The sequence below is a fragment of the Halovibrio variabilis genome (genome assembly GCF_007991175.1).
Lineage (GTDB): Bacteria > Pseudomonadota > Gammaproteobacteria > Pseudomonadales > Halomonadaceae > Vreelandella > Vreelandella variabilis.
In genome coordinates, this window is the sequence record NZ_BJXV01000024.1 from 1 (window position 1) to 23,396 (window position 23,396).

Here is a 23,396-nt window from a genome sequence, read left to right on the forward strand (position 1 = left end):
AAGGGAGCTTTAGCTCGCGAAGATGTGGGCACCAAGCCAGCCTAACCTAAGGGGTACCTTCGGCACCCTTCGTCGAAGTGTCGAACCAACGATAAATCGCCCTCCCACAATGGTGCTATACCTGAACCCTGCACTAGTGCTGATAGCCACTTGTGGGAGGGAGCTTTAGCTCGCGAATGTTCAGGTTACCAGCATGATGAAACTAAGGGGTGCTTACAGCACCCTTCGCCCGATAAATCGGCCTCCCACAATTGCTCCCACAAGGGCTATAAGCCTGCTGAGATAAAGAATAAAGAGATGCTTGCAGCACCTTTCGCCCCCCTATTAATAATGCGCGATAGCCTGCGTCATCCACGCTTTTAAGCACTTACTTATCCACCTGCCCTTATACTCTTTCTTTACAAGCTCGCGGCCAATCGGGTGCCCTGCTCAATGGCGCGTTTGGCGTCCAGCTCGCTGGCTTCGTCGGCGCCGCCAATAATATGTACTGCCGCCCGCGTGTGCTCCAGTGGCGCCAGCAGATCACGCACTGACACCTGCCCGGCACAAACCACCACGCTATCTACCGCCAATATTTGGTCGACGCCCTCGCGGCGAATATGCAGCCCCTCGTCGTCGATTTTGAGGTATTCGCAGCCGGTGAGGGTTTTAACCCCGCGCTGCTTAAGCGATGCGCGATGTACCCAGCCGGTGGTTTTACCCAGATACTTGCCGGGCTTGGAGGTTTTACGCTGCAGCATGACAATCTCGCGGGGAACCACGGGCGGTGTCGGCACTTTTAGGCCGCCCCGTTCACCCACGGCTAAATCAACGCCCCACTCATCACACCAATCGGCGATGTCCAATGCCGGGTGTCCTTGGTGCGCCAGCAATTCAGACACATCAAAGCCAATGCCCCCCGCGCCAATGACCGCTACGTTACGCCCAACGCGCTCTGGGGATTCAATCGCCTCGGCGTAGCTCAGCACCTTGTTGTGATCGTGGCCGGGCAGGCTTAGCTCGCGGGGTTTTACCCCGGTGGCCATGACCACCTCGTCGAAATCAGCGAGCGCTTCTGCGGTTGCCGTCGTGTTTAAGCGCACCTCGACGGCATATTTCTCCAGCATCACCCGGTAGTAGCGCAGGGTTTCGTTGAACTCCTCTTTGCCGGGAATCTTACGCGCATAGTTAAACTGCCCGCCAAGTTCACTGCGCCGTTCAAACAGCACCACATTATGCCCTCGGCTGGCCGCAGTCACCGCGGTTGCCAGCCCGGCCGGGCCGCCGCCCACCACGGCCACCCATTTGGGCGTTTGGGCGGGCTCTACGACTAGCTCAGTTTCGTGGCAAGCGCGGGGATTAACCAAGCAAGACGTCAGCTTGCCAGCAAAGGTGTGATCCAGGCAGGCCTGGTTACAGGCGATGCAGGTATTGATCTCGTCCGCCAAGCCCTCTTCGGCTTTACGCACCCAAGCCGGGTCGGCCAGAAAGGGGCGCGCCATAGAGACCATATCCGCATGGCCCGCCGCCAGAACGCGCTCGGCCACCTCAGGCATATTGATGCGGTTGGTGGTGATGAGCGGGATGGATAGTGCTGATTTAATGCGGTGAGTTACTTCAGTAAAGGCAGCGCGGGGTACGCTGGTCACGATGGTGGGCACCCGCGCTTCGTGCCAGCCGATGCCGGTATTGATCACGTTCGCCCCGGCGGCTTCGATCGCCTGGCCTAGCGCGACGACTTCCTCCCAGGTGCTGCCCTCTTCGACCAGGTCAATCATCGAGAGGCGGAAGATAATCACAAAACGCTCGCCCACCGCCGCGCGAACCCGGCGCACAATCTCGACCGCAAAGCGCATTCGGTTCTCAAACGCCCCGCCCCACTCATCGTCGCGCTGGTTGGTGCGCTGGCAGATAAACTGATTGATCAGGTAGCCTTCTGACCCCATGATCTCTACGCCATCATATCCCGCCTGTTGAGCAAGCTTGGCACAGCGAACATAGTCGGCAATTTGCGGCTCAACCTCGTCGCTAGCGAGTGCCCGCGGCATAAAGGGATTAATCGGCGCCTGAATGGCCGAAGGCGCCACCAAATCCGGCGAGTAGGCATAACGCCCGGCGTGAAGAATCTGCATACACAGGTGACCGCCCTCGGCGTGCACGGCGTCAACCACCAGGCGATGCTCGGGCAACTGCGTGTCATCAACGAGCGCATGGGCACCCTGAAAGACGGCGCCTTCCGCATTGGGGGCAATACCGCCGGTCACGATCAGGCTAACCCCCTGCGCCGCCCGTTCGGCATAAAACGCCGCTAAGCGTTCAAAGCCGTTGGAGGCTTCTTCCAAATTGGTGTGCATCGAGCCCATCAAAACGCGGTTAGGCAACGTTAAATGGCCAATGGTCAGCGGTCGGAAAAGATGCGGATAAGCGGGCGCAGAGGTCATCACGGGTCTCCTGGCTATTATTTGTAGCAGCGTTAACACATATTCAAACAAGCGTATGACATCCTGAGCAGCACGTATAGCCCTCAATATTTTGCCAACCGCTTGCCCAGCGCATAAATCCGCGTCACATTACCCGGCTAACGATAAGGAACCGTTGCTATGCCCTTGATGTATTTTTTGCCGCCGCTCGCTACCGTGCTTATCTGGTCGGGCAATATGACCATTAATCAGCTTAGCGTAGGCGCCATCGCCCCTAGCAGTATTGCGTTTCTACGCTGGTTGTTAGCGTTGGCCGTGATGACGCCCTTTGTGCTGCCTGCCGCGCTGCGCCACCGCGATGAAATTCGCCGCCAATGGCCAAAGCTCGCGGTGTTGGGCTTGCTCGGTATGGGGCTATGGCAAGGGCTGGCCTATGTGGCCGCAGAGACGACAACCGCTACCAATATGGGCATTCTCGCCGCCATGGTGCCGCTGCTAACGGTGCTGCTTAGCGCGCTGATTTTGCGCGAGCCGCCATCGCTAGGTGGCATATTGGGTGGTGTGCTAGCGTTTGCAGGCGTTACGGTGCTACTCGGGCGCGGTAACCCGCTCTCGCTACTACAGCTTCAGGTCGCCTTTGGTGATGCGCTTATGGTGGTCGCCGCTACTTGCTACGCGCTGTATGGCGTGATGCTCAAGCGCTGGTCGATGAACTTACCGCCCTGGGTGATGCTCTACGCCCAGGTCTGTTTTGCCGTACTGATTCTACTGCCGCCTTATTTGATCGGGCCAATGACACCTATCGATGGGCAGAATATCGGGCTGATTGTCTACGCAGGTATTCCGGCATCCATTATCACTACCTTTTTATGGATGCGCGCGGTGCGGCAGATCGGCGCCAACCAATCGAGTATTTTTATCAACTTGATGCCGCTGTTTAGCGCGCTAATTGCGATGGCATTTTTAGCCGAACAAGTGGCGGGGTTCCACTTTGTTGGCGGGCTGCTGATTCTCGCGGGCGTGATCATGGCGCAAACGTTGACGCGGCCTTTTACGCGCGATTTAAGCGCAGATAAGCCGAGCAGCATCCGTTAATGGTAGAATAATTGTTTACTTCTGACGCTGGGAAGCCCTTATATGTCCCTGGAAGAACTGCACCTTAATCTGCGCAACCTAACGAGCGATGACTACGATCAGCTCAAGACGTTAATGGACGCGGTCTATCACGATCTCGGTGGGTCATGGCCCAAGCTTACGATCGACAAGCTGATCCATGAATTTCCCGACGGTCAAATCGCCATCGAAGACGATGGCCTTTTGGTGGGCGTTGCGCTCACCGTGCGGGTCGACTATGACGAGTTTTCCAACCCGCATAAGTACGATGACCTGATCGGCCATCGCGAAACCATCCTCAATGATGCGGATGGCGACGCCATGTACGGGCTGGATGTGCTGATTCATCCTGACTACCGGGGCTATCGCTTGGGCCGTCGCCTTTACGAAGCGCGCAAAGAGCTGTGCCGCTCGATGAACCTGCGGGCCATTCTTGCCGGTGGGCGTATTCCCGAGTATCACCAGTACGCCGACGAACTCACGCCTGCCCAATACATTGATAAAGTCTCGCGCAAAGAGATCTACGATCCGATTCTGTCGTTTCAGCAGGCAAACGACTTCCAAGTAAAGCGCCTACTGCGCAAGTACCTGCCCGAAGACGAGCAGTCGCGCGGCTACGCCACCTTGCTTGAGTGGAATAACATTCTGTTTGAGCCAGCCGCCAGCGTACTCGATACCCGCCCTACCCAAGTACGCGTCGGCGCAGTGCAGTGGCAGATGCGTGAGTTTTCCTCGGTCGAGGCAGCCCTTCAGCAGATCGAATACTTCGTCGATGCGCTGTCCGATTATCAGAGTGACTTTGCCGTTTTCCCAGAGCTGTTTAACGCGCCGTTGATGGGTCTACAAGACCGCGCCGCCCAGCAGGATCAAATGGGCGCGATCCGCTTTTTGGCGGGTTTCACCGAGCGCTTTAAAATCGAACTGTCGCGCATGGCGGTTTCGTACAACATTAACATTGTGGGCGGCTCGATGATCGAAGTCGGTGAAGATGACCGACTCTACAATATCGCCTACCTGTTCCATCGCGATGGCAGCGTTGAGCGCCAGGCCAAGCTGCACATTACGCCTCAAGAGCGCCGCGACTGGGTAATTGAAGGCGGCGATGAGCTGCAGGTTTTTGATACCGACGCAGGCCGCGTGGGCATTCTGATCTGCTACGACGTGGAGTTCCCGGAACTTGGACGCCTGCTGGCCGACCAGGACATGGACATTCTGTTTGTGCCCTTCTGGACCGACACCAAAAACGGTTACCTGCGGGTGCGCCACTGTAGCCAAGCACGGGCGATAGAGAACGAGTGCTACGTGGTGCTTTGCGGCAGCGTCGGCAACTTGCCTTCGATTGAAAACCTGGATATCCAGTACGCTCAGTCAGCGGTGTTCTCGCCCTCTGACTTCGCCTTCCCCCACGATGCGGTGCTAGCGGAAACCACGCCCAACACCGAGATGATTTTCTTCTCGGATTTGGACCTCACCCGCCTAACGGTAGTCCGTGCCGAAGGCTCAGTGACCAACCTGAAAGACCGCCGCAAGGACCTGTTTGACCTGCGCTGGCGCGACTGGTCGTGGAAATCAGGGGCTAATCTGGAGGAGTGAATGGTGAAAAGCCGGAGCGCCCCTGAATGAGTAGACACTTACGTTAATTAGAAGCGGTATGGGCGCTGGGTGTGATACCACCCGGCGTTAGTTGTCCCAGCATTTACCTCAATCTCATAACACCTTCTCCATGAAAAGGTGCCTACTTTTTTAGGGGCGATCCATCTTTTCTCACTGGCTTTTCTCACTGGTACAGACGCTACTATTCTTCTTCCCGTTCTCCCTGGATATCGGCCGCACGGTTTTCTTCGCCGATCAGGTATTTTTCGACAAAGCGTTGGCGTTGCTTTTCATCCAGAAAAGAACCGAAATAGGCGGGATCCAGGCCTGCCTCTCCAGCTTCGAAACCAGCGGTTCCAGCTTTCGTTTCTGCATCCACAGATACCGAGGCATTCAGATTATCTCGAATGATCATGCCAGCATGCTGGGCTGGGGTAAGGATAACACCACGATCTAGATGGTCATCGATAGTGCCTTCCATTTGAGTACCCAACATCACTTCATCCTTATATTTCTTGCCCTTTGCCTTATCTTCGAGTTGTTGACGAACGTCGCGTTCACGTTGTTCGGCAGTATCGTTGATGTTGCGTTCATCGTTCATGCTCAGTTCCTTCTTCACTAGTCGACTGCAACAAGATAGGCACCTTGTGCCAAGGTGCCTAAAACAGGGTCAGCGCTTAATAGGTATTTCCTGACGTTTCGGTGCCGCTTCGGCATCGCGGGGAACGGTCACGGTAAGCACGCCGTTGTTGAAAGACGCTTGGATATCTTCCGTTTGAGCATCCGCAGGAAGATTCAGCACCCGACGGAAATTACCGTATAAACGCTCGACGCGCTTGTACCGTCCTTCCTCGGATTTTTCTTTTTCTTCCTCGCGCTTTTCACCTTCGATGATCAATTGATCGTTTTCAAGGTTCAGCTTGATATCTTTTTCGTCGACACCCGGCACTTCAACGCTGATCACGTATTCTTTGTCACGTTCAGCGATATCCACACTGGGTCGCAACAGACTGGGGGTTTCCCCAGCTACAGACGATGGCATGCCGAACTGGCCCATCATCCTGTCCATCCAGCGATCAAGTTCCTGGTGAATACCCAGCAACGGCGACACCTCGCCACCGCTGGATGTCACAGGCGTGGAGCCTGAGCGGTTATCGCTTTCCTCGTTCCTGAGCCAGTTCCCAGGATAAAGCTTGTGCGTATTCATTCTTTAACGCCTCCTTTTCCTGTCAAAATCCATGTATTGAGCAACTGCAATAACAGTGTGGTAAACCACTGGTGGGTTATCAAGGAGGAAAAATGAAAACGCACGCGCAAGCGGCAAAGAGGCTGTTAAAAGCTCAATCAGGCCAAACGAGGTGCGCGGGCACACGGCCTTTGGCATCAAACAGCACGCCCTCATCGCGTAATTTGCGCTGTTGGCGCTCGGCGCCACCGTGGTCGGCAAGCTTCAACGACGCAGCAATCAAGCGATGCCAGGGCAGTTGATGGCCGTCCGGCAGGTGGCGCATCGCTGAGCCCACCATGCGCGGGGTGGCGCCCTCGGTCATGGCGGCAATGCGGCCATAGGTGGTCACCCGCCCCGGCGGAATCTGATCGACAATCGTGTAGATCTGTTCGAGTAATTCAGGCCGAGGCATCGGCGTTTCTCCATATACGCAGGATTACTGTTGATTACTATTTATTAGTAATAGCAGGCCACGCTTTTGGATCAACCTTGTTGACCAACTTGGGGAAACGGCTGGGGTCGAAAACCGGCTCTTTGCCCGCCTTCAACTGCGTTTCGTAATCGCGAAAGAGTGAGAATGCCACCGGCGACAGCATTAAAATAGCGACCAGGTTAATGATCGCCATCATGCCCATGGAGAGGTCGGCAAAGCTCCATATCGCCCCCAGGCTTGCTACCGAGCCCACCATCACCATCGCCAGCACCGCTAAGCGATAAACAAACACGGCCACGGGGGCCCGGCGCCCGGCTAAGTACTCGATATTGGACTCGCCGTAGGAGTAGTTGGCAATCACCGACGTAAACGCAAACAGCAGAATGGCCACCGCGATAAACATACCGCCCCAGTCGCCCACATGGCTGGAGAGCGCCATCTGCGTCAACTGAATACCGTTGTTCTCATCGCCCGCCATTAGCTCCGGCCCCGCCATAATGATGATGGCCGCCGTGGCCGTGCAGATCACCAGCGTGTCCAGAAACACCCCAAGCATCTGAATAAAGCCTTGGGCAGCGGGATGGTTGGGCCGCGTCGTGGCGGTTGCCGCCGCATTCGGCGCTGAGCCCATGCCCGCTTCGTTAGAAAATAGCCCGCGCTGAATGCCGTTCATAATCGCCTGAGAAACCGCGTAACCCATTGCGCCACCGGCCGCCTGCTCAAGACCAAACGCACTGCGCACGATGGTCATGATGGCGGCAGGCAACTCGCTAACATTTAAGCCAACCACGACCAGCGCCAGCACCAGGTAAAGCAGCGCCATCAGCGGTACAACAAGCTCGGCCACCTTGGCAATCGACTTCAAACCACCAAAGATGATCGGCGCCACCACGGCCATCAAGACTAACCCCATGGCCCAGGTGGGAATGGCAAAGGCCTGCTCCATGGCCTGGGCGATGGAGTTGGCCTGCACGCTGTTAAACGCCAACCCAAAGGCAATAATCAAACAAATCGAAAACAGCACGGCCAGCCAGCGTAGGCCCAGGCCACGCTCAATGTAACGAGCCGGACCGCCACGAAAGGTGTTGTCGCCATGGTCGGTTTTATACGCCTGGGCCAGCGTCGATTCTACAAAGCTGGTCGCCATCCCCACGATAGCGGTCATCCACATCCAAAAAATCGCCCCGGGCCCGCCAAAATAGATCGCCACGGCCACGCCCGCCAGGTTGCCAGTGCCAACACGCGCCGCCAAGCTGGTGGAAAGCGCCTGAAATGACGATATGCCGCCATTCGATTCACGCGAATTACGCAGCAGCTTAAACATATGGCCGAAATAACGCAGCTGAATGCCGCGGGTCATCACCGTAAAATAAAGCCCAGCGCCAATTAACAGATAAATCAGCACACTACCCCAAAGCAGATCGTTGCCACGATCCACCAACGAGGTCAGTAGCGAAGGAAGAGTAAAGTCCATGAAAATCACGCCTTTTTAAACCATTGAAGGCGCATCATTCTTCACGGCTGCACCAAAATGGCAAGAAAATTGGCAAAATTACTTAAAGGCAGAAATGACCACTGTTCAAAGTGAGCCGATCAGCCACTGCCACACACGCTCCGTCTCATCGCTGACATGACGGCGACTGGGACGCACCAGCCAGAAGCGCTCATCGCTCAGTGCACTGAGCGCAAAAGGTGCCACCAGGTCCATGCGCTGTTCCAACAAACGCCGGTGGGTAAGCGCGATGCCGCCGCCCTGGCTGGCTAATGCCAACGTCATTACCTGATTATCGCAGGTGAGTGACCGGCACTGCGCTTCCAGGTGCGCCATGCCCGCTTCCTGCAGCCAGCCAGGCCAACCGACGCCAAACCCTGCAGCGTGAAGCAGGGTATGCCCGGCAAGATCGGCGGGTGTGATCAGCTTTTCAGCCAACGCAGGCGAACAAACCGGCAGCAGTTGCTCGGCACCCAGCGGCTGCATTTCGACCCCTGTCCACTCCCCTTTGCCGTAACGAATTTCAATATCGGCCCCTTCGGGACCAAAGTCATCCGGCCAGATAGCGCTTACCACGCGAATCGCCACCTGTGGGTGGGCACGATGAAAGGCAATCAAACGCGGCGCCAGCCACGACTGCTGAATCACCGGCGTCGTACGCAGTGTCACCGGCTGCTCAAGCGTGCTGCCAAAGACTTCCAAGGTACCTTCACTAATACGCACGAACGCATCGTGAATACTAGGCAGCCACGCTTGCCCGGCGGGGGTGAGGGTTAAGCTACGCGCATGCCGCACAAAGAGTTTTTGCCCCACACGGTCTTCCAATAGCCGGACACGCTGACTAATCGCCGCTTGGGTAACACCCAGCTCATTGCCAGCGGCGGTAAAACTTAACGTCCGTGCGGCGGATTCAAAGGCTTGTAGCCATAAAAGGGGCGGCAACCGGCTCATGAAAAAGTGACCTATAAGTAAAACGATGTCTTAGGGGTCAGATTAATCGTTTGTCACCGGCGCGGCTACTCCCCATTCTGGATAGCACTTACGCACAACCCCAGCTTCTAGGGGAGCGAATTGGAGTTTTCATGAACAGCGCTTTACAAACCACACCTCAGGCTCATGCCCCTGAAATGGGCGAATTAACGCCTTACCCATCAGGCCCGTCACTCGTACAAGCGACGCTGACTCACCAGGGCGTGGCACTGCAATGGCAAGACGGCGAACAAACCACCCTGCCGCTGCTTTGGCTGCGTGACCACTGCGCCTGCCCCGCCTGTCGCCATCCGCAGACCCGCGAAAGGCTCTACCTGCCGCTTGAAGCGATCACTGCGCCACCCAGCGTCACGCTGCTGGATGGGCATTTACACCTTCACTGGCAGGATGACCACGTCAGTGACTTTCATAGCGGCTGGCTTTACCAGCGCCGTCCACAGGCGCCCCTGGTCTCACCAGTCCCCAACGCCCAACCCTGGGAGGATAATTTCGCTCCCGAGCGTGTCCGCCATGCAGACTTTTTAACACCCGCGGGCGAGAAAGCCTGGCTTACCGCCATGCTACGCGACGGTTTGGCACTGATCACGGATGGGCCGCTGGTAGAAGAAGAAGTCAGCCGCTTGGCAGAACGTATTGGCCCTCAGCGTGCCACCAATTTTGGCGCCCGCTTCGATGTGCGCTCTAAACCTAACCCCAATAATGCCGCTTATACCGCGGTGGGTTTGCCGCTACACATTGATTTGCCCAACTGGCGGCATCCGCCCGACATTCAACTGCTCTACTGCCTACAGAATGAAGCCAGCGGCGGTGAATCACTATTTGCCGATGGCGCGCGGGTGGTTGAGGCCCTGCGCCAGCAGTCCCCAGAAGCGCTGGCGATTCTTAGCGAGACGCCTATCGACTTTCGCTTTCAGGACGAAACCCACGATATCGCCACCCGTGCGCCGGTCATTTCACTTGATGCCGACGGCAATCTGGTTGAAGCACGGTTGAACAACTGGATTCGCGATGCCTTACAGATCCCCATGGAGCAGATGGACGCTTGGTACAGCGCCTACGCCCTACTCTGGAAGCTATTTCACAGCGAAGCACACCAGCTAGAGTTCACCCTTCGCCCCGGGCAGATGGTCGCTTTTGACAACCGCCGGGTGCTCCACGGCCGCCGCGAGTTTGACCCCAACAGCGGTGCACGCCATTTACAAGGCACTTATTTAGACCGCGATATGCTAGCTTCACGCCTTCGCGTACTCGCTCGTCACCGTTAAAAACCGGTGCTTGATAGCAGCACCCTGACTGAAAATAACATCTAGCAAGGAGATCGTATGACACACCTCAAACCTCTCGCTTCAGGCATTGCCCTCGCCACCACCGCACTCTTCGTCTCGGTGGCCCAAGCCGATGATCAAACGCTCGATTTTGGCGTGCCTGCCTGGCCCGGCATTACGGTTAAAACCGCTATTGCCGAGCAGTTATTGAATCCACTGGGCTACCAGACCAGCATTCAGGCAATCGGCCTACAGGTGATCTACCAAGGTATTGAAAGCGGCGATATCGACGCCTTCCTGGGCGCCTGGCTACCCGCCCAGCGGGAAATGTTTAATCCCCGCAAAGAGTCGGGTGTGCTGGTGGATGTCGCCAACAACGTAGACGGCGCGCAAATGACCCTGGCGGTGCCGGAATACCTGTATGAAAGCGGCATTCAAAGCTTTGCCGATTTAGATGAAAACCGTGATCAGTTCGACGGTAAAATTTATGGCTTTGGGGCAGGCTCCGCCGCTAGCGAGATTCTCCACAATGCCATTGATAACGACACCTGGGGTTTAGGTGACTGGCAGGTCGTTGATACCAGTGAAGTGGCCATGCTTTCCGCTGCGCGTGATGCCATATCCCGTGAGGAACCGATTATCTGGGTCGGCTGGACGCCCCACTGGATGAACCTTGAACTGCCCATGCGCTACCTGGAAGACTCTAAAGATCTGTTCGGTGAGAATAACGGCGAAAGCGATGTGCTGACACTACTGCGCAGCGGCTATGCCGACGCTCACCCCAATGTAGTGACGTTCTTTGAGCAGTTCACCTTCTCGGCTGAAGAGCAGAGCTGGATGATCCAAGCGTTTGGTCAGGAAGAGCAAGACCTTGATGACGTCGCCGAGCAGTGGATCAATAACCACCCAGAGCGCATTGAAGCAATGTTGGCCGATGTCACCACCACCGACGGCGCCCCCGCTTGGCCGGTCATTGAAGCGCGGCTCAGTGACTAACCTATAGCGCCAACTAAGCGCCTATATCCCACCGTTAAGCTGGGTTATGCTTTATTGAAGTGATGGCCTAACCTCAGCCTGCGTCAGACCCGCTCAGCGTTGCCAGCAGCCGCCGCGGCCCCGCTTGGTTGCGATGCTCGCCGAACCATATGCCCTGCCAGGTTCCCAGCGCTAGGCGTCCGTCGCGTACCGCCAGGGTAAGCTGAGTACCCATTAGGCTGGCCACCACATGGGCAGGCATGTCATCAGGGCCTTCCAGGGTGTGCCGGAAATAGGCCAAATCTTCGGGCACCAGTCGACGCAGAAAAGCATCTAAATCGTGGCATACGTCTGGGTCGGTGTTTTCGTTGAGCGTTAACGAGGCGGACGTATGCATCAACTGTAAATGTAGCATCCCCATGGCGCAGTCGCCCAAGCAGGGCAACGCACGGATCACGTCACAGGTAATCAGATGAAATCCGCGCGCCAGCTCGGGCAGGTGGATCTCTTGTTGGCACCACATAAATACTCCTTTATTTGTTATATAAACAGAGGCACTTCTTCATCACCAGCGTGCTCTTTTTGTATGTCAAATAGCTACCCATAGCACTTACAATAGCCCATCGCCCATAGTTCATAGTTCATAGTTCATCGCCAAGGAACGCGTTAATGAAAACACTGCTAGGAAGCAGCATCGTTAGCATGGCCCTACTCACCGGCTGCACTGGCATTCCGGAGGGCACGCAGCCAGTCTCAGGTTTTGAGCTAGACCGCTACCTGGGCCAGTGGTTCGAAATTGCCCGCCTAGACCACTCCTTTGAACGCGGCCTTGATTGCGTGACGGCCACTTACAGCCTGCGCGATGACGACGGCGTGCGCGTTATCAACCGTGGCTACAACCGGGAAGAGCAAGCGTGGGATGAAGCCGAAGGGCGTGCCTATTTTATTGACGACGAGAGCGTTGGGCGTTTAAAAGTCAGCTTTTTCGGCCCCTTTTACGGTGGCTACAACGTGCTTGAGCTGGATGATGACTACCAGTGGGCGTTAGTGGCTGGCCCAAACCGCGACTATCTGTGGATTCTGTCGCGTACACCAGAAATGGATAGCGCCACTGAAAACCGCCTACGCCAGCGGGCAGCCGAGCTGGATTTCCCTACCGATGAGTTGATCGATGTCGCTCAGGGCAAGGAGTGCCCCGGCCAGTAAGCCATTAACCCTCGGGCAGTGCCGACACTCTCCCGGCCATCTCACGCTGAACATAGTCAATAAAGGCGCGTAGCCGGGCGGGCACATGGCGGCGTTGCTCAAACACGGCGTAAAAATCTGCCCGCACGCCCTGCCAACCAGGCAGCAGTTCAACTAACGCACCGCTAGCAAGGTGTTCGTTAACGTCCCACCAAGAGCGCAGCATTACGCCGTGGCCATCCAACGCCAGGCGGGTAATCACTTCGCCATCGTTGCTGGCCAATCGGCCGCCAACTTTGACCGACTGCGCCTGAGTTGGCCGGTCGCTGCGCTCAAAGCGCCATAGCGGAAAATCAGAGTCGTTCTCCCGAATAACTAAACACTCATGCCGCTGCAAATCTGCCGGTGTTTGAAGGTCAGGCGCTTGAGAGGCATACGAAGGTGATGCACACAGCACGCGTCGGTTAGCCAAAATATGCCGCGCAACGAGGCGCGATTCCGGTGGCTCCCCCACGCGAATGCCAATGTCAAAGCCGTGGTCGCTCAGATTGAGCGGAAAATTGGTTAGCTCTAACCACCCTTCCACCTGAGGGTGTTCAGCGCAAAAGCGCGATAGCAGCGGTGCAATATGACGGCGGCCAAAACCAAAGGTAGCATTAACGCGCAAGCGCCCGCTAAGCGCTTGATTAGCGCGTTCGCCTAACGCATTCTCCAACTCTTCCAGCTCGTCCAAAATCAACGTGCCACGTGCGAAGTAGCGCTCGCCCTCCGCGGTCAACGTTAAACGCCGTGTGGTGCGCGCCGCTAGCGCTACTCCCAGGCGTGCCTCCAACTGTTTTAGCCGCTTACTCACCGCTGAGAGCGACAGTCCCAGCTCACGGGCGGTGGCTGTCAAACTCCCCGCCCGCGCTAAATGCTGAAAAAACGCCAAATCATCCAGGTGCGCCATGCCTCTCCTCATCTATTCTGCACTTTCACGCAACAATAACTTGAATAGTAGCCTGATTATCCCCGTCAAAATAGCCGTTACAATCTATTCACTATTTACTATTTACGACTCACGACTCACAAACAAGCTAAGCAACTAACAAGATAAGGAACCAATATGACTCACCGTATCGCCATTATCGCCGGTGACGGCATCGGCACCGAAGTGATGCCCGAAGGCATCCGCGCGCTTGAGGCCACCGCCAAGCGGTTTAATATTGACCTTGAGTTCACCACCTTTGAGTTTGGTAGCTGCGACTACTATCTGGAGCACGGCAAAATGCTGCCGGATGATTGGTTCGAGCAGTTAAAAGGGTTCGATGCATTGTTTTATGGCGCGGTGGGCTGGCCCGACAAAGTGCCCGACCATATTTCCCTATGGGGCTCGTTGCTGCAGTTTCGTCGCCGCTTTGATCAATACATCAACCTGCGCCCCTGCAAACTCATGCCCGGCATTAAAAGCCCGCTGGCGGGTCGCGAACCCGGCGATATCGATTTTTACGTGGTGCGGGAGAACACCGAAGGCGAGTACTCAAGCGTTGGCGGCAAGATGTTTGAAGGCACCGACCGTGAAGTGGTCATTCAAGACACGGTCATGACCCGCACCGGCGTTGACCGGGTACTGAAGTACGCCTTCGAGCTGGCCCAAACCCGCCCGCGTAAAAAACTTACCTCTGCCACCAAGTCCAACGGCATCTCCATCACTATGCCCTACTGGGATGAGCGCGTGGTCGAGATGGCGAAGGGCTACCCTGAGATCGCGGTGGATAAATTCCATATCGATATTCTCACCGCCAACTTCGTTCTCCACCCGGATTGGTTTGACGTGGTGGTAGGCAGCAACCTGTTCGGCGATATTCTTTCTGATCTCGGCCCCGCCTGTACTGGCACTATCGGCATTGCCCCTTCGGCTAACATTAACCCGGAAGGCCATTTCCCCAGTCTGTTTGAACCGGTACACGGCAGCGCGCCGGATATCGCGGGCAAAGGCATTGCCAACCCCATCGGTCAGATTTGGTCAGGCGCGATGATGCTCGAACACCTCGGCTATAAAGCCGCCGGTGATGCGATGGTGACGGCCATTGAAGAAGTATTAAGTGAAGGAGACGCTAATGTGCTTACCCGCGATGTAGGCGGTCAAGGCACAACGGAAAGTTTAGGCAGAGCCATTGCGCAGCAGCTAGCAAAATGACATTAGCTGGATCGTTTGATTTTTAGCTATTAACGTTAAGCCACAAAAAAGCCTCGCCGGAACTATCCGGCGAGGCTTTTGCATTGCTGGCTAGAACAAATTAACGGGTCAGCTTGGCCGCCGTTTGGGCCACTAACTCACCCTGGAAGCGGGCGATTTTCAGCTCGCGTTCGTCGGGTTGGCGTGAACCGTCACCACCTGCAATGGTGGCGGCACCGTAAGGTGTGCCACCGCTAACTTTGGAAATATCAAACTGCTCTTCAAGGCCGTAACCAATGGGCACAATGATCATGCCGTGGTGGGCCAGTGTGGTCCAAGTAGACGTAATAGTCATTTCATCGCCACCGCCGGTACCGGTAGAGGTAAACACACTGGCCACTTTGCCACGCAGAGAACCGTTCGCCCATAGCCCACCGGTTTGATCGAAGAAGGTACGCATTTGACCCGCCATATTACCAAAGCGGGTCGGCGTACCAAAAATAATTGCATCGTAATCGGCAAGTTCTTGCGGTGTCGCTTCCGGCGTATCGTAATCCTGCTTACCGCCTGCGTTTTTAAACGCGTCTTCCGGCATGGTTTCCGGCACACGTTTCACCGTCACCTCGACGCCGTCAACACCTTTTGCCCCTTCCGCTACGGCGTGAGCCATCGTATCAATATGACCATACATGGAATAGTAAAGTACCAGTACCTTTGTCATAGCTATCTCCTTTTCTATGCGATGGGCGCATGCCCAAAAAAGCGGTTATGCGGATAACATAACGCACCTCATGATAGAAAAAAGCGAATGTTTTCGACCGCCAGCGTCGATTTCATCGATAGACGCTGCCTTGCGCTTTCTGCCATCCAACGCTAGCTTTCTTAAACCTCTCTCAAACGTGCACTAGGAGACCGGCATGACAATATTTGAAGCCCTTCGCAAGGACCACGATATTCAGCGCGACCTTCTCGCCCGCTTAGTTGAAACCCATGGGGATAGCGACGAGCGCAGTGCCCTCTACCAACAAGTGCGCGCCGAACTCAAATACCACGCCAACGCTGAAGAACGCGCGCTTTACGTACCGATGATGGATGTCGACCTTACCCAAGAAAAGGCCCGCCATAGCATTGCCGAGCACCATGAAATCGACGAGCTAATCGAACGGTTGGATGATACCGATTACAGCGCCACCCATTGGCTAACCCATGCTAAGCAGCTACAGCACTTGGTGATTCACCACCTTGACGAAGAAGAGCACGAGGTTTTCCAACTGGCGGGGCGCGGGCTCCAGGATAAGCAAAAAACCACCCTGGCTAGCGAATACCAGGAAGAAATGCAGCGCCAGCGTTCCGCTTAAGCTGATAAGCTTACCAACTAAGCGCTCATGTCTCGGCATGGGCGCTTTTTTTTGCCAGCAATGGGTAGAGCCACGTCCAAGGTACCCCAGCGTATTCATGTGGATAGTTTTCATGACGATACTTTTCATGAATACGCTGGGGTTTTTCACGCCAACGACCTCTACGCTTGTGTCACATGCCAAGCGTGGCGATGCTGGGCCCAGTTACCTACTGACAAGACCTACTAACAACGATACTGAAAAACAGCTGCTAAGGAACTGATAATGCTAGGCCAATGGCTCGACTGGTCGCTGGACGGGCAACTCCCCGCCTGCCGTAAAGGCGCTTTCGCAAGCGGTACTTACCATTTGCATGCACCTGGCATTTTGGAGCTCACGCCCAACGCTGCAAGCCCAGATGCCCACGCGTGCATTTTTTCTGCCGCCATTCACGGCAATGAAACCGCACCGGTGGAATTACTGGGCGAGTGGTTAAGCGGCTTGGAAGCAGGCGCTGTCACACTAGGCGCTCCCGTGCTGGTGATTTTGGGTAACTTACCGGCCCTTAAAGCTCAGCAGCGTTTTATTACCACCAATTTAAATCGACTGTTTAACCGTGAGCTCGACGCCAAGGGCGAAGAGCCTGATCGCGCCCGGGAATTAATGACCACTGTGGATGACTTTTATGCTCGTCATTCAGGGCTACCCAAATTGCACTACGACCTGCATACCGCGATTCGGGATAGCCATTACCCACGTTTTGTAGTGGCGCCGTTTTCCGAAACAGCCACCGAAGCGACGCAATGGGGCTGGCTAGCCGCCGCCGATATGCAGGCAGTGCTGCACCAACACCAGCACAGTTGGACGTTCTCCCACTACAGCAAGCACTATCACGCCGCCCAGGCATTCACCTTTGAGCTGGGCCGCGTAGCGGCTTTTGGCCACAACAATATGGCCTCACTCAAACCCATGCGCGCCCTGCTCACGGCGCTTAGTGAAGGGCGCTCCCCGGCCAATCAGCCAACCGCGCCAATGCCATTTTTTCAGGTTCAACACGAGTTAATTCGTCAATCAACTGACTTCCAGCTGTGTTTTGCCGAAGACACCGCCAATTTCAGCCGCTTTGAGCCAGGCACGCTGCTGGCGCAAGATGGTGAAGCGGGCGATTTTCGAGTGGCCGATACGCCTCTTTACGTTGTTTTTCCCAACGCCAACGTTGAAGTAGGTGCCCGCGCAGCGCTACTAGTAGCGCCTGTCGCATAAGCCCCCCGTTCGAACTCTTTCTCTGTTGCCAGATCATTCACAGCGAAGACAACAATAACGATGAGGCGATAATAAACAAACCACCTGGCGACCATACGACCAACGTCGAGTGCATAATGTTATAAGGAAGGCGCGCATAATGCGTCCAGCCTGATAGAATCGCCCCTTTTTCGCGCCAGCCGCATCCAACCCACCTGTTGCTGCGGCAACTCTGTACTGGAGCCAATGTTATGGCCGCTACGCCTATTCCCCTTGAAGTGCGTAATATCAAAAAGCGCTTTGGCGATACGGAAGTTTTGAAAGGTCTTTCACTGACAGCCCAAAAAGGCGATGTCATTACCCTAATTGGCGCCTCTGGGTCGGGTAAAAGTACCTTTTTACGCTGTATGAACCTGCTTGAGCAGCCGGACGATGGCGAACTCATTGTTCATGGCGAGCCTGTCCGCTTTAAAACCACTAAGCATGGTCGCGAGCCGGAAGATTGGAAGCAGGTAGTGCAAATGCGCGCCAAGCTTTCCATGGTATTCCAAAGCTTTAACCTGTGGGCCCACATGACGCTGCTGGAAAACATTATCGAAGCGCCGATCCATGTGTTGAAAAAACCCAAAAAAGAGGCGCTCGAACACGCCCACGCGCTACTCGATCGCGTTGGCTTATCCGCCCGCGCCAACGCCTACCCGGCACAAATGTCGGGCGGCCAGCAGCAGCGCGGCGCTATTGCCCGTGCGCTGGCGATGGACCCAGAGGTGATGCTATTTGACGAGCCCACCTCGGCACTCGACCCTGAACTGGTCGGCGACGTGCTCAAGGTTATGCACGGCCTGGCCGAAGAAGGGCGTACCATGGTCGTGGTTACCCACGAAATGAGCTTTGCCCGGGATGTGTCCAGCCAAGTGATTTATCTCCACCAGGGCTTAGAGGAAGAAGCGGGTCCCCCAGCTGACGTACTGGGTAATCCGCAATCACCGCGCCTGCAACAATTCCTGGCTCCCAAATACTGATCTGCGAGGCTTACCATGATTGATTTGCAAGGTTATGGCCCCCGGCTGATCGAAGGGGCAGGTGTCACCATCCAATTAGCGGTGCTGTCGCTGATTTTAGCGATTATTTTGGGGTTACTGACCGCCAGTGCAAAGATGTCGCGGAGTTGGTTCGCGCATCGTCTTGCCACGCTTTACACCACACTTATTCGCGGCGTGCCCGACCTGGTGTTGATGATGCTGTTTTTTTTCGGCGGCCAAATTGGCGTCAACATGATCACCGACTGGCTCTATTACTCGTTCGATATCGATATTTTTGTCAATATCAATGCGTTCGTAGCTGGCGTTGTCACCATTGGGCTGATCTTCGGGGCCTATATGGGGGAGACCTTTCGCGGCGCTTTTATGGCGGTCGACAATGGGCAAATCGAAGCAGGTAAAGCCTACGGCATGAGCGATGGGCTGGTTTTTCGGCGCATCCGCTTTCCGCAGATGATGCGCCATGCGTTACCCGGACTTTCCAACAACTGGATGGTATTGCTCAAAACCACAGCGCTGGTCTCGGTAATCGGGCTTTCTGACATGGTGCGCGTTGCCTCAGAAGCCTCTAAAGCGACGCGTGAACCTTTCACTTTCATGATTATTGTCGCCCTTATCTATCTGCTCATCGCCAGCGTTTCGGAGTGGATCTTTGCTCGTCTGCAAAAACGCTACGACATTGGCTATGCGGAGGCTGATTAATGACCGCTTTCATGACATGGCTCGAAAATCAGCTTGCCGAGAACAGTATTTTCACGCTGCAAACGCTTTCCTACTATGGCGATGGGCTGACCACCACGGTACAACTGGTATTTTTATCGCTGGTCATCGGCTTAATCGCTGCGGTTCCCCTTGCCATTGGGCGTGGTTCAAAACACGGCTGGATTAAGTGGCCTATTTTTGTCTACACCTATGTCTTTCGTGGCACCCCGCTGCTCATCCAGCTCTACCTGATTTATTACGGCGTGGTGTTCGTGGACGGTATCCAAGAGACTTGGCTATGGGTGATACTTGAAAAGCCGTTCGTTCCCGCTCTCATTGCATTTACCCTCAACACCGCCGCCTATACGACCGAGATTTTTCGCGGCGCGATTAAGTCTACCTCGAAAGGTGAAATTGAAGCGGCGCGTGCCTATGGTATGTCGCCTCGGCAGACCATGCGGCGCATTATTATCCCCAGCGCTTTTCGGCGCGCCCTTCCGGCCTACGGCAACGAAGTCATTTTCATGCTACACGCCAGCGCTATTGCCAGCGTGGTGACAATTATGGATCTGACCGGCGCGGCGCGCTTTGTGTATGCCCGTTACTATGCGCCTTTTGAAGCATTCTTGTTTGTGGCGGCGATATACCTGTGTTTAACCTTCACCATTCTGTATTTCTTTCGTTATCTAGAGAAAAAGCTGCTTGCACATCTACAGCCGCAGACCTCCTAGTGTAAAACAAACGTTGGTTCATCCATCATCAAGCGCTTTTCGTCAACGCCGAGTTAGGATAAGTTAATAATGGACATTGCAAAGCAACCTGTGATTAACGTGTTCAACGCCGTATAGGCAACGCCATCTTTACGCGGTGGTTGCTTAGATGAACGTTGCTTAGATGAACTCTGCTTCCAAGGAGCTACATAATGAAAAAACTGCTGTCTGTCTCACTGCTGGGCTTAGCCATTGCCGCAAGCGCCGCCCAGGCGCAAGAAGACCAAATACGTATTGGGGTTGATGTACCTTACGAGCCGATGGAATATCGCACGCCGGATGGCGAGCTGACCGGCTTTGATATCGACCTGGGCAACGCCCTCTGCGAGCGTATCGGCGTTGAATGTGAATGGGTAGTACAAGGCTGGGACGGCATTATCCCTGGTCTCATGGCGCGCAAATACGACGCTATTATGTCCTCAATGACCATCAATGATGACCGTCGCGAGCAAGTCCTGTTCTCTGACCCCTACATCACTCCGCCGTCCGCTTGGTTTGCCCCTGAAGGCACCGACATTGACGCAACCAATGAAGAATCACTCGCTGGCATGACCATTGGCGTTCAGCGCGGTACCCTGCAGGATAACTACGTCACCGACATGTACGGCGATGTCGCCGACATCAACCGCTACTCTACCGCCGATGACATGGTGCTGGACATGGAATCCGAGCGTTTGGACATCTTGTTCCTCGACTACCCGGTCGGTAAGTCCACGCTGCTGGATAGCGAAGAAGGCGACTACGTTGTTGTCGGCGAGATGCTCACCGAACCTAAAGAATATTTCGGCGATGGCTTTGGTATCGCCTTTCGTCAACGCGATGAAGCGCTAGCCGAGCAGTTCAACGAAGCCCTGGCTGAAGTGCAAGAAGACGGTACTTACGACGAAATCTACAACCGTTATTTTGGTGGAGAAGAGTAAGCGTCAAAGCAAGCCTTAATGTCTATCCCCCCGACCATCACCCCGGCAATTGCCGGGGTGATGCGTTTCTGCCTAACGCTGCTAATTCAGTGAACTAGGTAAAGCGACCTCTGTCTGTGTATCATTGCGCGTGTTCAACACGGAGGTTTTATGGCTCACTCGACTAGTCAGCATGTTGGTTCTCTCCTTCGCCCATCTTCCCACTGGACTGGCTGGGGGCAGTGGCTGGCGCTTATTACCATGAGTGTGGATCACCTCACTCGCTATGTGCTGCCCGGCGATTGGGATTTGAGCTGGGCAGGGTCTTCGATTGGCCGTATCGCTTTTCCGTTGTTTGCCGCCATGGTGGCATGGCACGGGCTGTTTAATACCCGTAATCCGCTGCGCTACTCGCGGCGTATTTTGATTATCGGCTTAGTCGCTCAATTACCTTATATGCTGATGCCCCGCCTATCAGACGCTGTTATCCTGAACGTCTGTTTTACCCTTGCCAGTGGCCTTGTACTGGGCACATTGGTACGCCAGAGCTGGCAGCATTACCAACAGCAAACGTTAGGCTTACCCTGGCTATTGGCAGGAGCAGCAATAGGTGTGACCGCTTGGTACCTGCTCGGCTTTTGGGTCGAATACGGGCATAACGGTCTGCTGTTGATTCCACTGTTAATGTTCGCGATGCATGCCTTGAGTCAGGCAGAAAGTTATTTTCAAGCGCGCCTATGGGCAGGCTTGGCGGCCTTCCCGGCACTCTGGATTGCCGGGCAGATGAATGCCTCTGACATGGCCAAATCGTTTACCGTAGGCACCTGTTTGATAGTACTGTTCCTGGCGGCAGGGGCAGCTCAGCGAGTACCTGCCATTAATTTAGCCATGCCACGCCGTTTATGGCTGGCGTGGTACCCAGGCCACTTTGGGTTAATCGCGCTGTGGCTACTGCTAAGCGGTCAGCTGGTCTCATAATCGTGCTGCATCAGCACATCGCTTCGCGCATCCAAGGCTCAAAACGGCACAGTCTCGCTCGTCCCTCGTTCTTGGCCCGGTACATAGCAATATCCGCCTGTTTAAGCACTTCTTCATGCTCACAGGTGGCGGTCGTGAAACAGGTATACCCGATGCTGGGCGTAACGGCTATCTCACGACTTGCAAGACAATAGGGTGGCGCAAGCGTTTGCTTAACCAGGTCCATATAGGTGTCAGCTCGCACGTCGACGGTCGATTCGGAGCACGCGTCAAATAGCGCCAAGAGCACAAACTCATCACCGCTAAGCCGTGCGACTATATCGCCCTCACTCAGGCAGCTTTCCAGGCGGCGGGCCACCTGCACTAACAGGTCATCACCCGCGGCGTGCCCCAAGGTATCGTTAATCAACTTAAAACGATCCATATCCAAGAACATCAGCAAACCATACTGCTGTTCAGTTTGCGTCTCATCGCAGAGCGTTGCCATGCGCTCAATAAGTAGGCGGCGGTTCGGCAAGTCGGTCAGTGAGTCATAGAAGGCTTGGTGGTAGATGATCGCTTCAGCGCGCTTGCGCTCAGTGAAATCTTCCACAATGGCGACACCGCCTACCATTTCGCTCCCCGCGCTATGCACCCCGTTAAAGAACGCGCGAAGCGGTGTACCCTCGCTTGCTTTAGGCAAATAGAAAGTGCCCTCGTAATAACCAGTGCCTTTGGCTAACGCTTCGCGTACTGCCGCGGCCACACTCGGATCCGCCGAGCGTGAGAGCATCCGATAACCGAGCAGCTGAGCACGACTCACATGCAAAATTTCCAGCAGCTTGCCATTACAGTCCGTGACTTGGCCATGCTCATCGAAATGCAGCACCCCTAGCGGCGAATAATTAAAGATGGAGCGGTAGCGATTTTCACTCTCTTGTAGCATTGTCTCACGGGCGCTCATGCTCACCCGCAGGTAAATGTTATCGTGGATAATGCGGCTTAAACGGCGGCTGGTGATAACAATCAGACCCAGAAACAAGCTAAGCATGGCGCCAATAAGAACCGCCAGCGGCGTCCCTAGTAATAAAAACTGCACTAACAGCGGCACCAAAATCGGCAGCACAAAACCGAGAGCGACCCACCAGACCGCAGAAAGCGTGGTGATGCCACCAGCCGTAATGCCTGCCAACACAATCGAGAGCGCCGCGACCTGACCATGGTTTTCGCCAGTAAACAGAACGACCCCAGCGACACCCCATACGCAGCCAGCTGCGATAGCACCGGCACTAAACCGATAGAACCAACGGCGGCGCTGCTGTTGCTGCGTTGGTAAGCGTCGGAAATAGAAGGCCAAGGCAAGGCGAGCCATCGAAACGAGGATCAATACCGCAAGCCAAGTGAGCAACACCCCGCTTGCTATAACGGGCCACATTGCTGCCACTAATAATATGCCTGCCAACACGCTGCTCAGCACCGGTTGCCAAAGATTGTCGTAAAGGAGGCGCACTTTTTCATTGTGCAAGCGCTTTACAGTGACATGGTGATCGCGATGGGAACCACTGGGCTGGCTAGGCGGCGTTCCAGTGGCGGAAGAGTGAGGCATACTGACTACCCG

General features: G+C 55.2%; 23 protein-coding genes. 13 read left to right on the forward strand and 10 right to left on the reverse strand.

The window, feature by feature from the left end; genetic code table 11:
* Nucleotides 1–398: 398 nt before the first annotated feature.
* Complete coding sequence (locus HVA01_RS16130; protein WP_146876434.1) at nucleotides 399–2,420, reverse strand: NADPH-dependent 2,4-dienoyl-CoA reductase; 2,022 nt, start codon at nucleotides 2,418–2,420, stop codon at nucleotides 399–401.
* A gap of 159 nt (nucleotides 2,421–2,579) precedes the next feature.
* Here HVA01_RS16130 and HVA01_RS16135 point away from each other — a divergent pair, with 159 nt between their 5' ends.
* Nucleotides 2,580–3,494 carry a DMT family transporter gene (locus HVA01_RS16135; RefSeq protein ID WP_146876435.1) on the forward strand — a complete coding sequence of 305 codons (915 nt, stop codon included), beginning with the start codon at nucleotides 2,580–2,582 and terminating at the stop codon, nucleotides 3,492–3,494.
* Nucleotides 3,495–3,536: 42 nt separating this feature from the next.
* Complete coding sequence (locus tag HVA01_RS16140) at nucleotides 3,537–5,105, forward strand: bifunctional GNAT family N-acetyltransferase/carbon-nitrogen hydrolase family protein (protein ID WP_146876436.1); 1,569 nt, start codon at nucleotides 3,537–3,539, stop codon at nucleotides 5,103–5,105.
* A gap of 202 nt (nucleotides 5,106–5,307) precedes the next feature.
* On the opposite strand, the gene HVA01_RS16145 is transcribed toward HVA01_RS16140, so the two are convergent.
* The 5 genes from HVA01_RS16145 to HVA01_RS16165 all read right to left on the reverse strand — a co-directional run bounded on the left by HVA01_RS16145 (nucleotide 5,308) and on the right by HVA01_RS16165 (nucleotide 9,209).
* Complete coding sequence (locus tag HVA01_RS16145; RefSeq protein WP_146876437.1) at nucleotides 5,308–5,706, reverse strand: hypothetical protein; 399 nt, start codon at nucleotides 5,704–5,706, stop codon at nucleotides 5,308–5,310.
* A gap of 69 nt (nucleotides 5,707–5,775) precedes the next feature.
* The gene (locus tag HVA01_RS16150) at nucleotides 5,776–6,312 is read right to left on the reverse strand and encodes an Hsp20/alpha crystallin family protein (protein WP_146876438.1); all 537 of its coding nucleotides are present in this window, start codon (nucleotides 6,310–6,312) and stop codon (nucleotides 5,776–5,778) included.
* A gap of 133 nt (nucleotides 6,313–6,445) precedes the next feature.
* Nucleotides 6,446–6,745: an MGMT family protein gene (locus tag HVA01_RS16155; protein ID WP_146876439.1), complete on the reverse strand. Its 300-nt coding sequence runs from the start codon at nucleotides 6,743–6,745 to the stop codon at nucleotides 6,446–6,448.
* Nucleotides 6,746–6,782: 37 nt separating this feature from the next.
* Nucleotides 6,783–8,240 (reverse strand): alanine/glycine:cation symporter family protein, encoded by a 1,458-nt coding sequence (locus HVA01_RS16160; RefSeq protein WP_146876440.1) that lies wholly within the window; start codon nucleotides 8,238–8,240, stop codon nucleotides 6,783–6,785.
* A 105-nt stretch (nucleotides 8,241–8,345) separates the two neighbouring features.
* Nucleotides 8,346–9,209 (reverse strand): LysR substrate-binding domain-containing protein, encoded by an 864-nt coding sequence (locus HVA01_RS16165; RefSeq protein WP_146876441.1) that lies wholly within the window; start codon nucleotides 9,207–9,209, stop codon nucleotides 8,346–8,348.
* Nucleotides 9,210–9,340: 131 nt separating this feature from the next.
* Between HVA01_RS16165 and HVA01_RS16170 the strand changes: the two genes are divergently transcribed.
* On the forward strand, nucleotides 9,341–10,513 hold the full coding sequence (locus tag HVA01_RS16170; protein ID WP_146876442.1) for a TauD/TfdA family dioxygenase: 1,173 nt from the start codon (nucleotides 9,341–9,343) through the stop codon (nucleotides 10,511–10,513).
* Nucleotides 10,514–10,570: 57 nt separating this feature from the next.
* Complete coding sequence (locus HVA01_RS16175; RefSeq protein ID WP_146876443.1) at nucleotides 10,571–11,509, forward strand: ABC transporter substrate-binding protein; 939 nt, start codon at nucleotides 10,571–10,573, stop codon at nucleotides 11,507–11,509.
* Nucleotides 11,510–11,582: 73 nt separating this feature from the next.
* Here HVA01_RS16175 and HVA01_RS16180 read toward each other — a convergent pair whose 3' ends face one another.
* Nucleotides 11,583–12,011 carry a secondary thiamine-phosphate synthase enzyme YjbQ gene (locus HVA01_RS16180; RefSeq protein ID WP_146876444.1) on the reverse strand — a complete coding sequence of 143 codons (429 nt, stop codon included), beginning with the start codon at nucleotides 12,009–12,011 and terminating at the stop codon, nucleotides 11,583–11,585.
* A 146-nt stretch (nucleotides 12,012–12,157) separates the two neighbouring features.
* Here HVA01_RS16180 and HVA01_RS16185 point away from each other — a divergent pair, with 146 nt between their 5' ends.
* On the forward strand, nucleotides 12,158–12,694 hold the full coding sequence (locus tag HVA01_RS16185; RefSeq protein WP_146876445.1) for a lipocalin family protein: 537 nt from the start codon (nucleotides 12,158–12,160) through the stop codon (nucleotides 12,692–12,694).
* Between the two features lie 4 nt (nucleotides 12,695–12,698).
* Here HVA01_RS16185 and HVA01_RS16190 read toward each other — a convergent pair whose 3' ends face one another.
* Nucleotides 12,699–13,622 carry a LysR family transcriptional regulator gene (locus HVA01_RS16190; protein WP_146876446.1) on the reverse strand — a complete coding sequence of 308 codons (924 nt, stop codon included), beginning with the start codon at nucleotides 13,620–13,622 and terminating at the stop codon, nucleotides 12,699–12,701.
* 156 nt (nucleotides 13,623–13,778) lie between these two features.
* Between HVA01_RS16190 and HVA01_RS16195 the strand changes: the two genes are divergently transcribed.
* A complete protein-coding gene (locus HVA01_RS16195; RefSeq protein ID WP_146876447.1) occupies nucleotides 13,779–14,852 on the forward strand; it encodes a tartrate dehydrogenase in 1,074 nt (357 codons plus the stop codon).
* A gap of 100 nt (nucleotides 14,853–14,952) precedes the next feature.
* Here the strand turns inward: HVA01_RS16195 and wrbA are convergent, their stop codons facing one another.
* Nucleotides 14,953–15,552: an NAD(P)H:quinone oxidoreductase gene (wrbA, locus tag HVA01_RS16200; protein WP_146876448.1), complete on the reverse strand. Its 600-nt coding sequence runs from the start codon at nucleotides 15,550–15,552 to the stop codon at nucleotides 14,953–14,955.
* 196 nt (nucleotides 15,553–15,748) lie between these two features.
* Between wrbA and HVA01_RS16205 the strand changes: the two genes are divergently transcribed.
* The 7 genes from HVA01_RS16205 to HVA01_RS16235 all read left to right on the forward strand — a co-directional run bounded on the left by HVA01_RS16205 (nucleotide 15,749) and on the right by HVA01_RS16235 (nucleotide 21,799).
* A complete protein-coding gene (locus HVA01_RS16205; RefSeq protein ID WP_146876449.1) occupies nucleotides 15,749–16,189 on the forward strand; it encodes a hemerythrin domain-containing protein in 441 nt (146 codons plus the stop codon).
* 264 nt (nucleotides 16,190–16,453) lie between these two features.
* Nucleotides 16,454–17,431 carry a succinylglutamate desuccinylase gene (locus tag HVA01_RS16210; RefSeq protein WP_146876450.1) on the forward strand — a complete coding sequence of 326 codons (978 nt, stop codon included), beginning with the start codon at nucleotides 16,454–16,456 and terminating at the stop codon, nucleotides 17,429–17,431.
* 230 nt (nucleotides 17,432–17,661) lie between these two features.
* On the forward strand, nucleotides 17,662–18,432 hold the full coding sequence (locus HVA01_RS16215) for an ABC transporter ATP-binding protein (protein ID WP_146876451.1): 771 nt from the start codon (nucleotides 17,662–17,664) through the stop codon (nucleotides 18,430–18,432).
* 15 nt (nucleotides 18,433–18,447) lie between these two features.
* On the forward strand, nucleotides 18,448–19,152 hold the full coding sequence (locus HVA01_RS16220) for an ABC transporter permease (protein ID WP_146876452.1): 705 nt from the start codon (nucleotides 18,448–18,450) through the stop codon (nucleotides 19,150–19,152).
* Nucleotides 19,152–19,883 carry an ABC transporter permease gene (locus HVA01_RS16225; protein ID WP_146876453.1) on the forward strand — a complete coding sequence of 244 codons (732 nt, stop codon included), beginning with the start codon at nucleotides 19,152–19,154 and terminating at the stop codon, nucleotides 19,881–19,883. Before HVA01_RS16220 ends, HVA01_RS16225 begins: the two co-directional genes overlap by 1 nt.
* Nucleotides 19,884–20,074: 191 nt before the next feature.
* On the forward strand, nucleotides 20,075–20,842 hold the full coding sequence (locus tag HVA01_RS16230) for a transporter substrate-binding domain-containing protein (protein ID WP_146876454.1): 768 nt from the start codon (nucleotides 20,075–20,077) through the stop codon (nucleotides 20,840–20,842).
* Nucleotides 20,843–20,992: 150 nt separating this feature from the next.
* Nucleotides 20,993–21,799, forward strand: coding sequence for a TraX family protein (locus tag HVA01_RS16235; RefSeq protein WP_146876455.1), 807 nt, complete (start codon nucleotides 20,993–20,995; stop codon nucleotides 21,797–21,799).
* Nucleotides 21,800–21,809: 10 nt separating this feature from the next.
* On the opposite strand, the gene HVA01_RS16240 is transcribed toward HVA01_RS16235, so the two are convergent.
* Entirely contained in the window at nucleotides 21,810–23,384 is a 1,575-nt protein-coding gene (locus HVA01_RS16240) for a diguanylate cyclase domain-containing protein (RefSeq protein WP_246129688.1), read from the reverse strand.
* Nucleotides 23,385–23,396 lie beyond the last annotated feature (12 nt).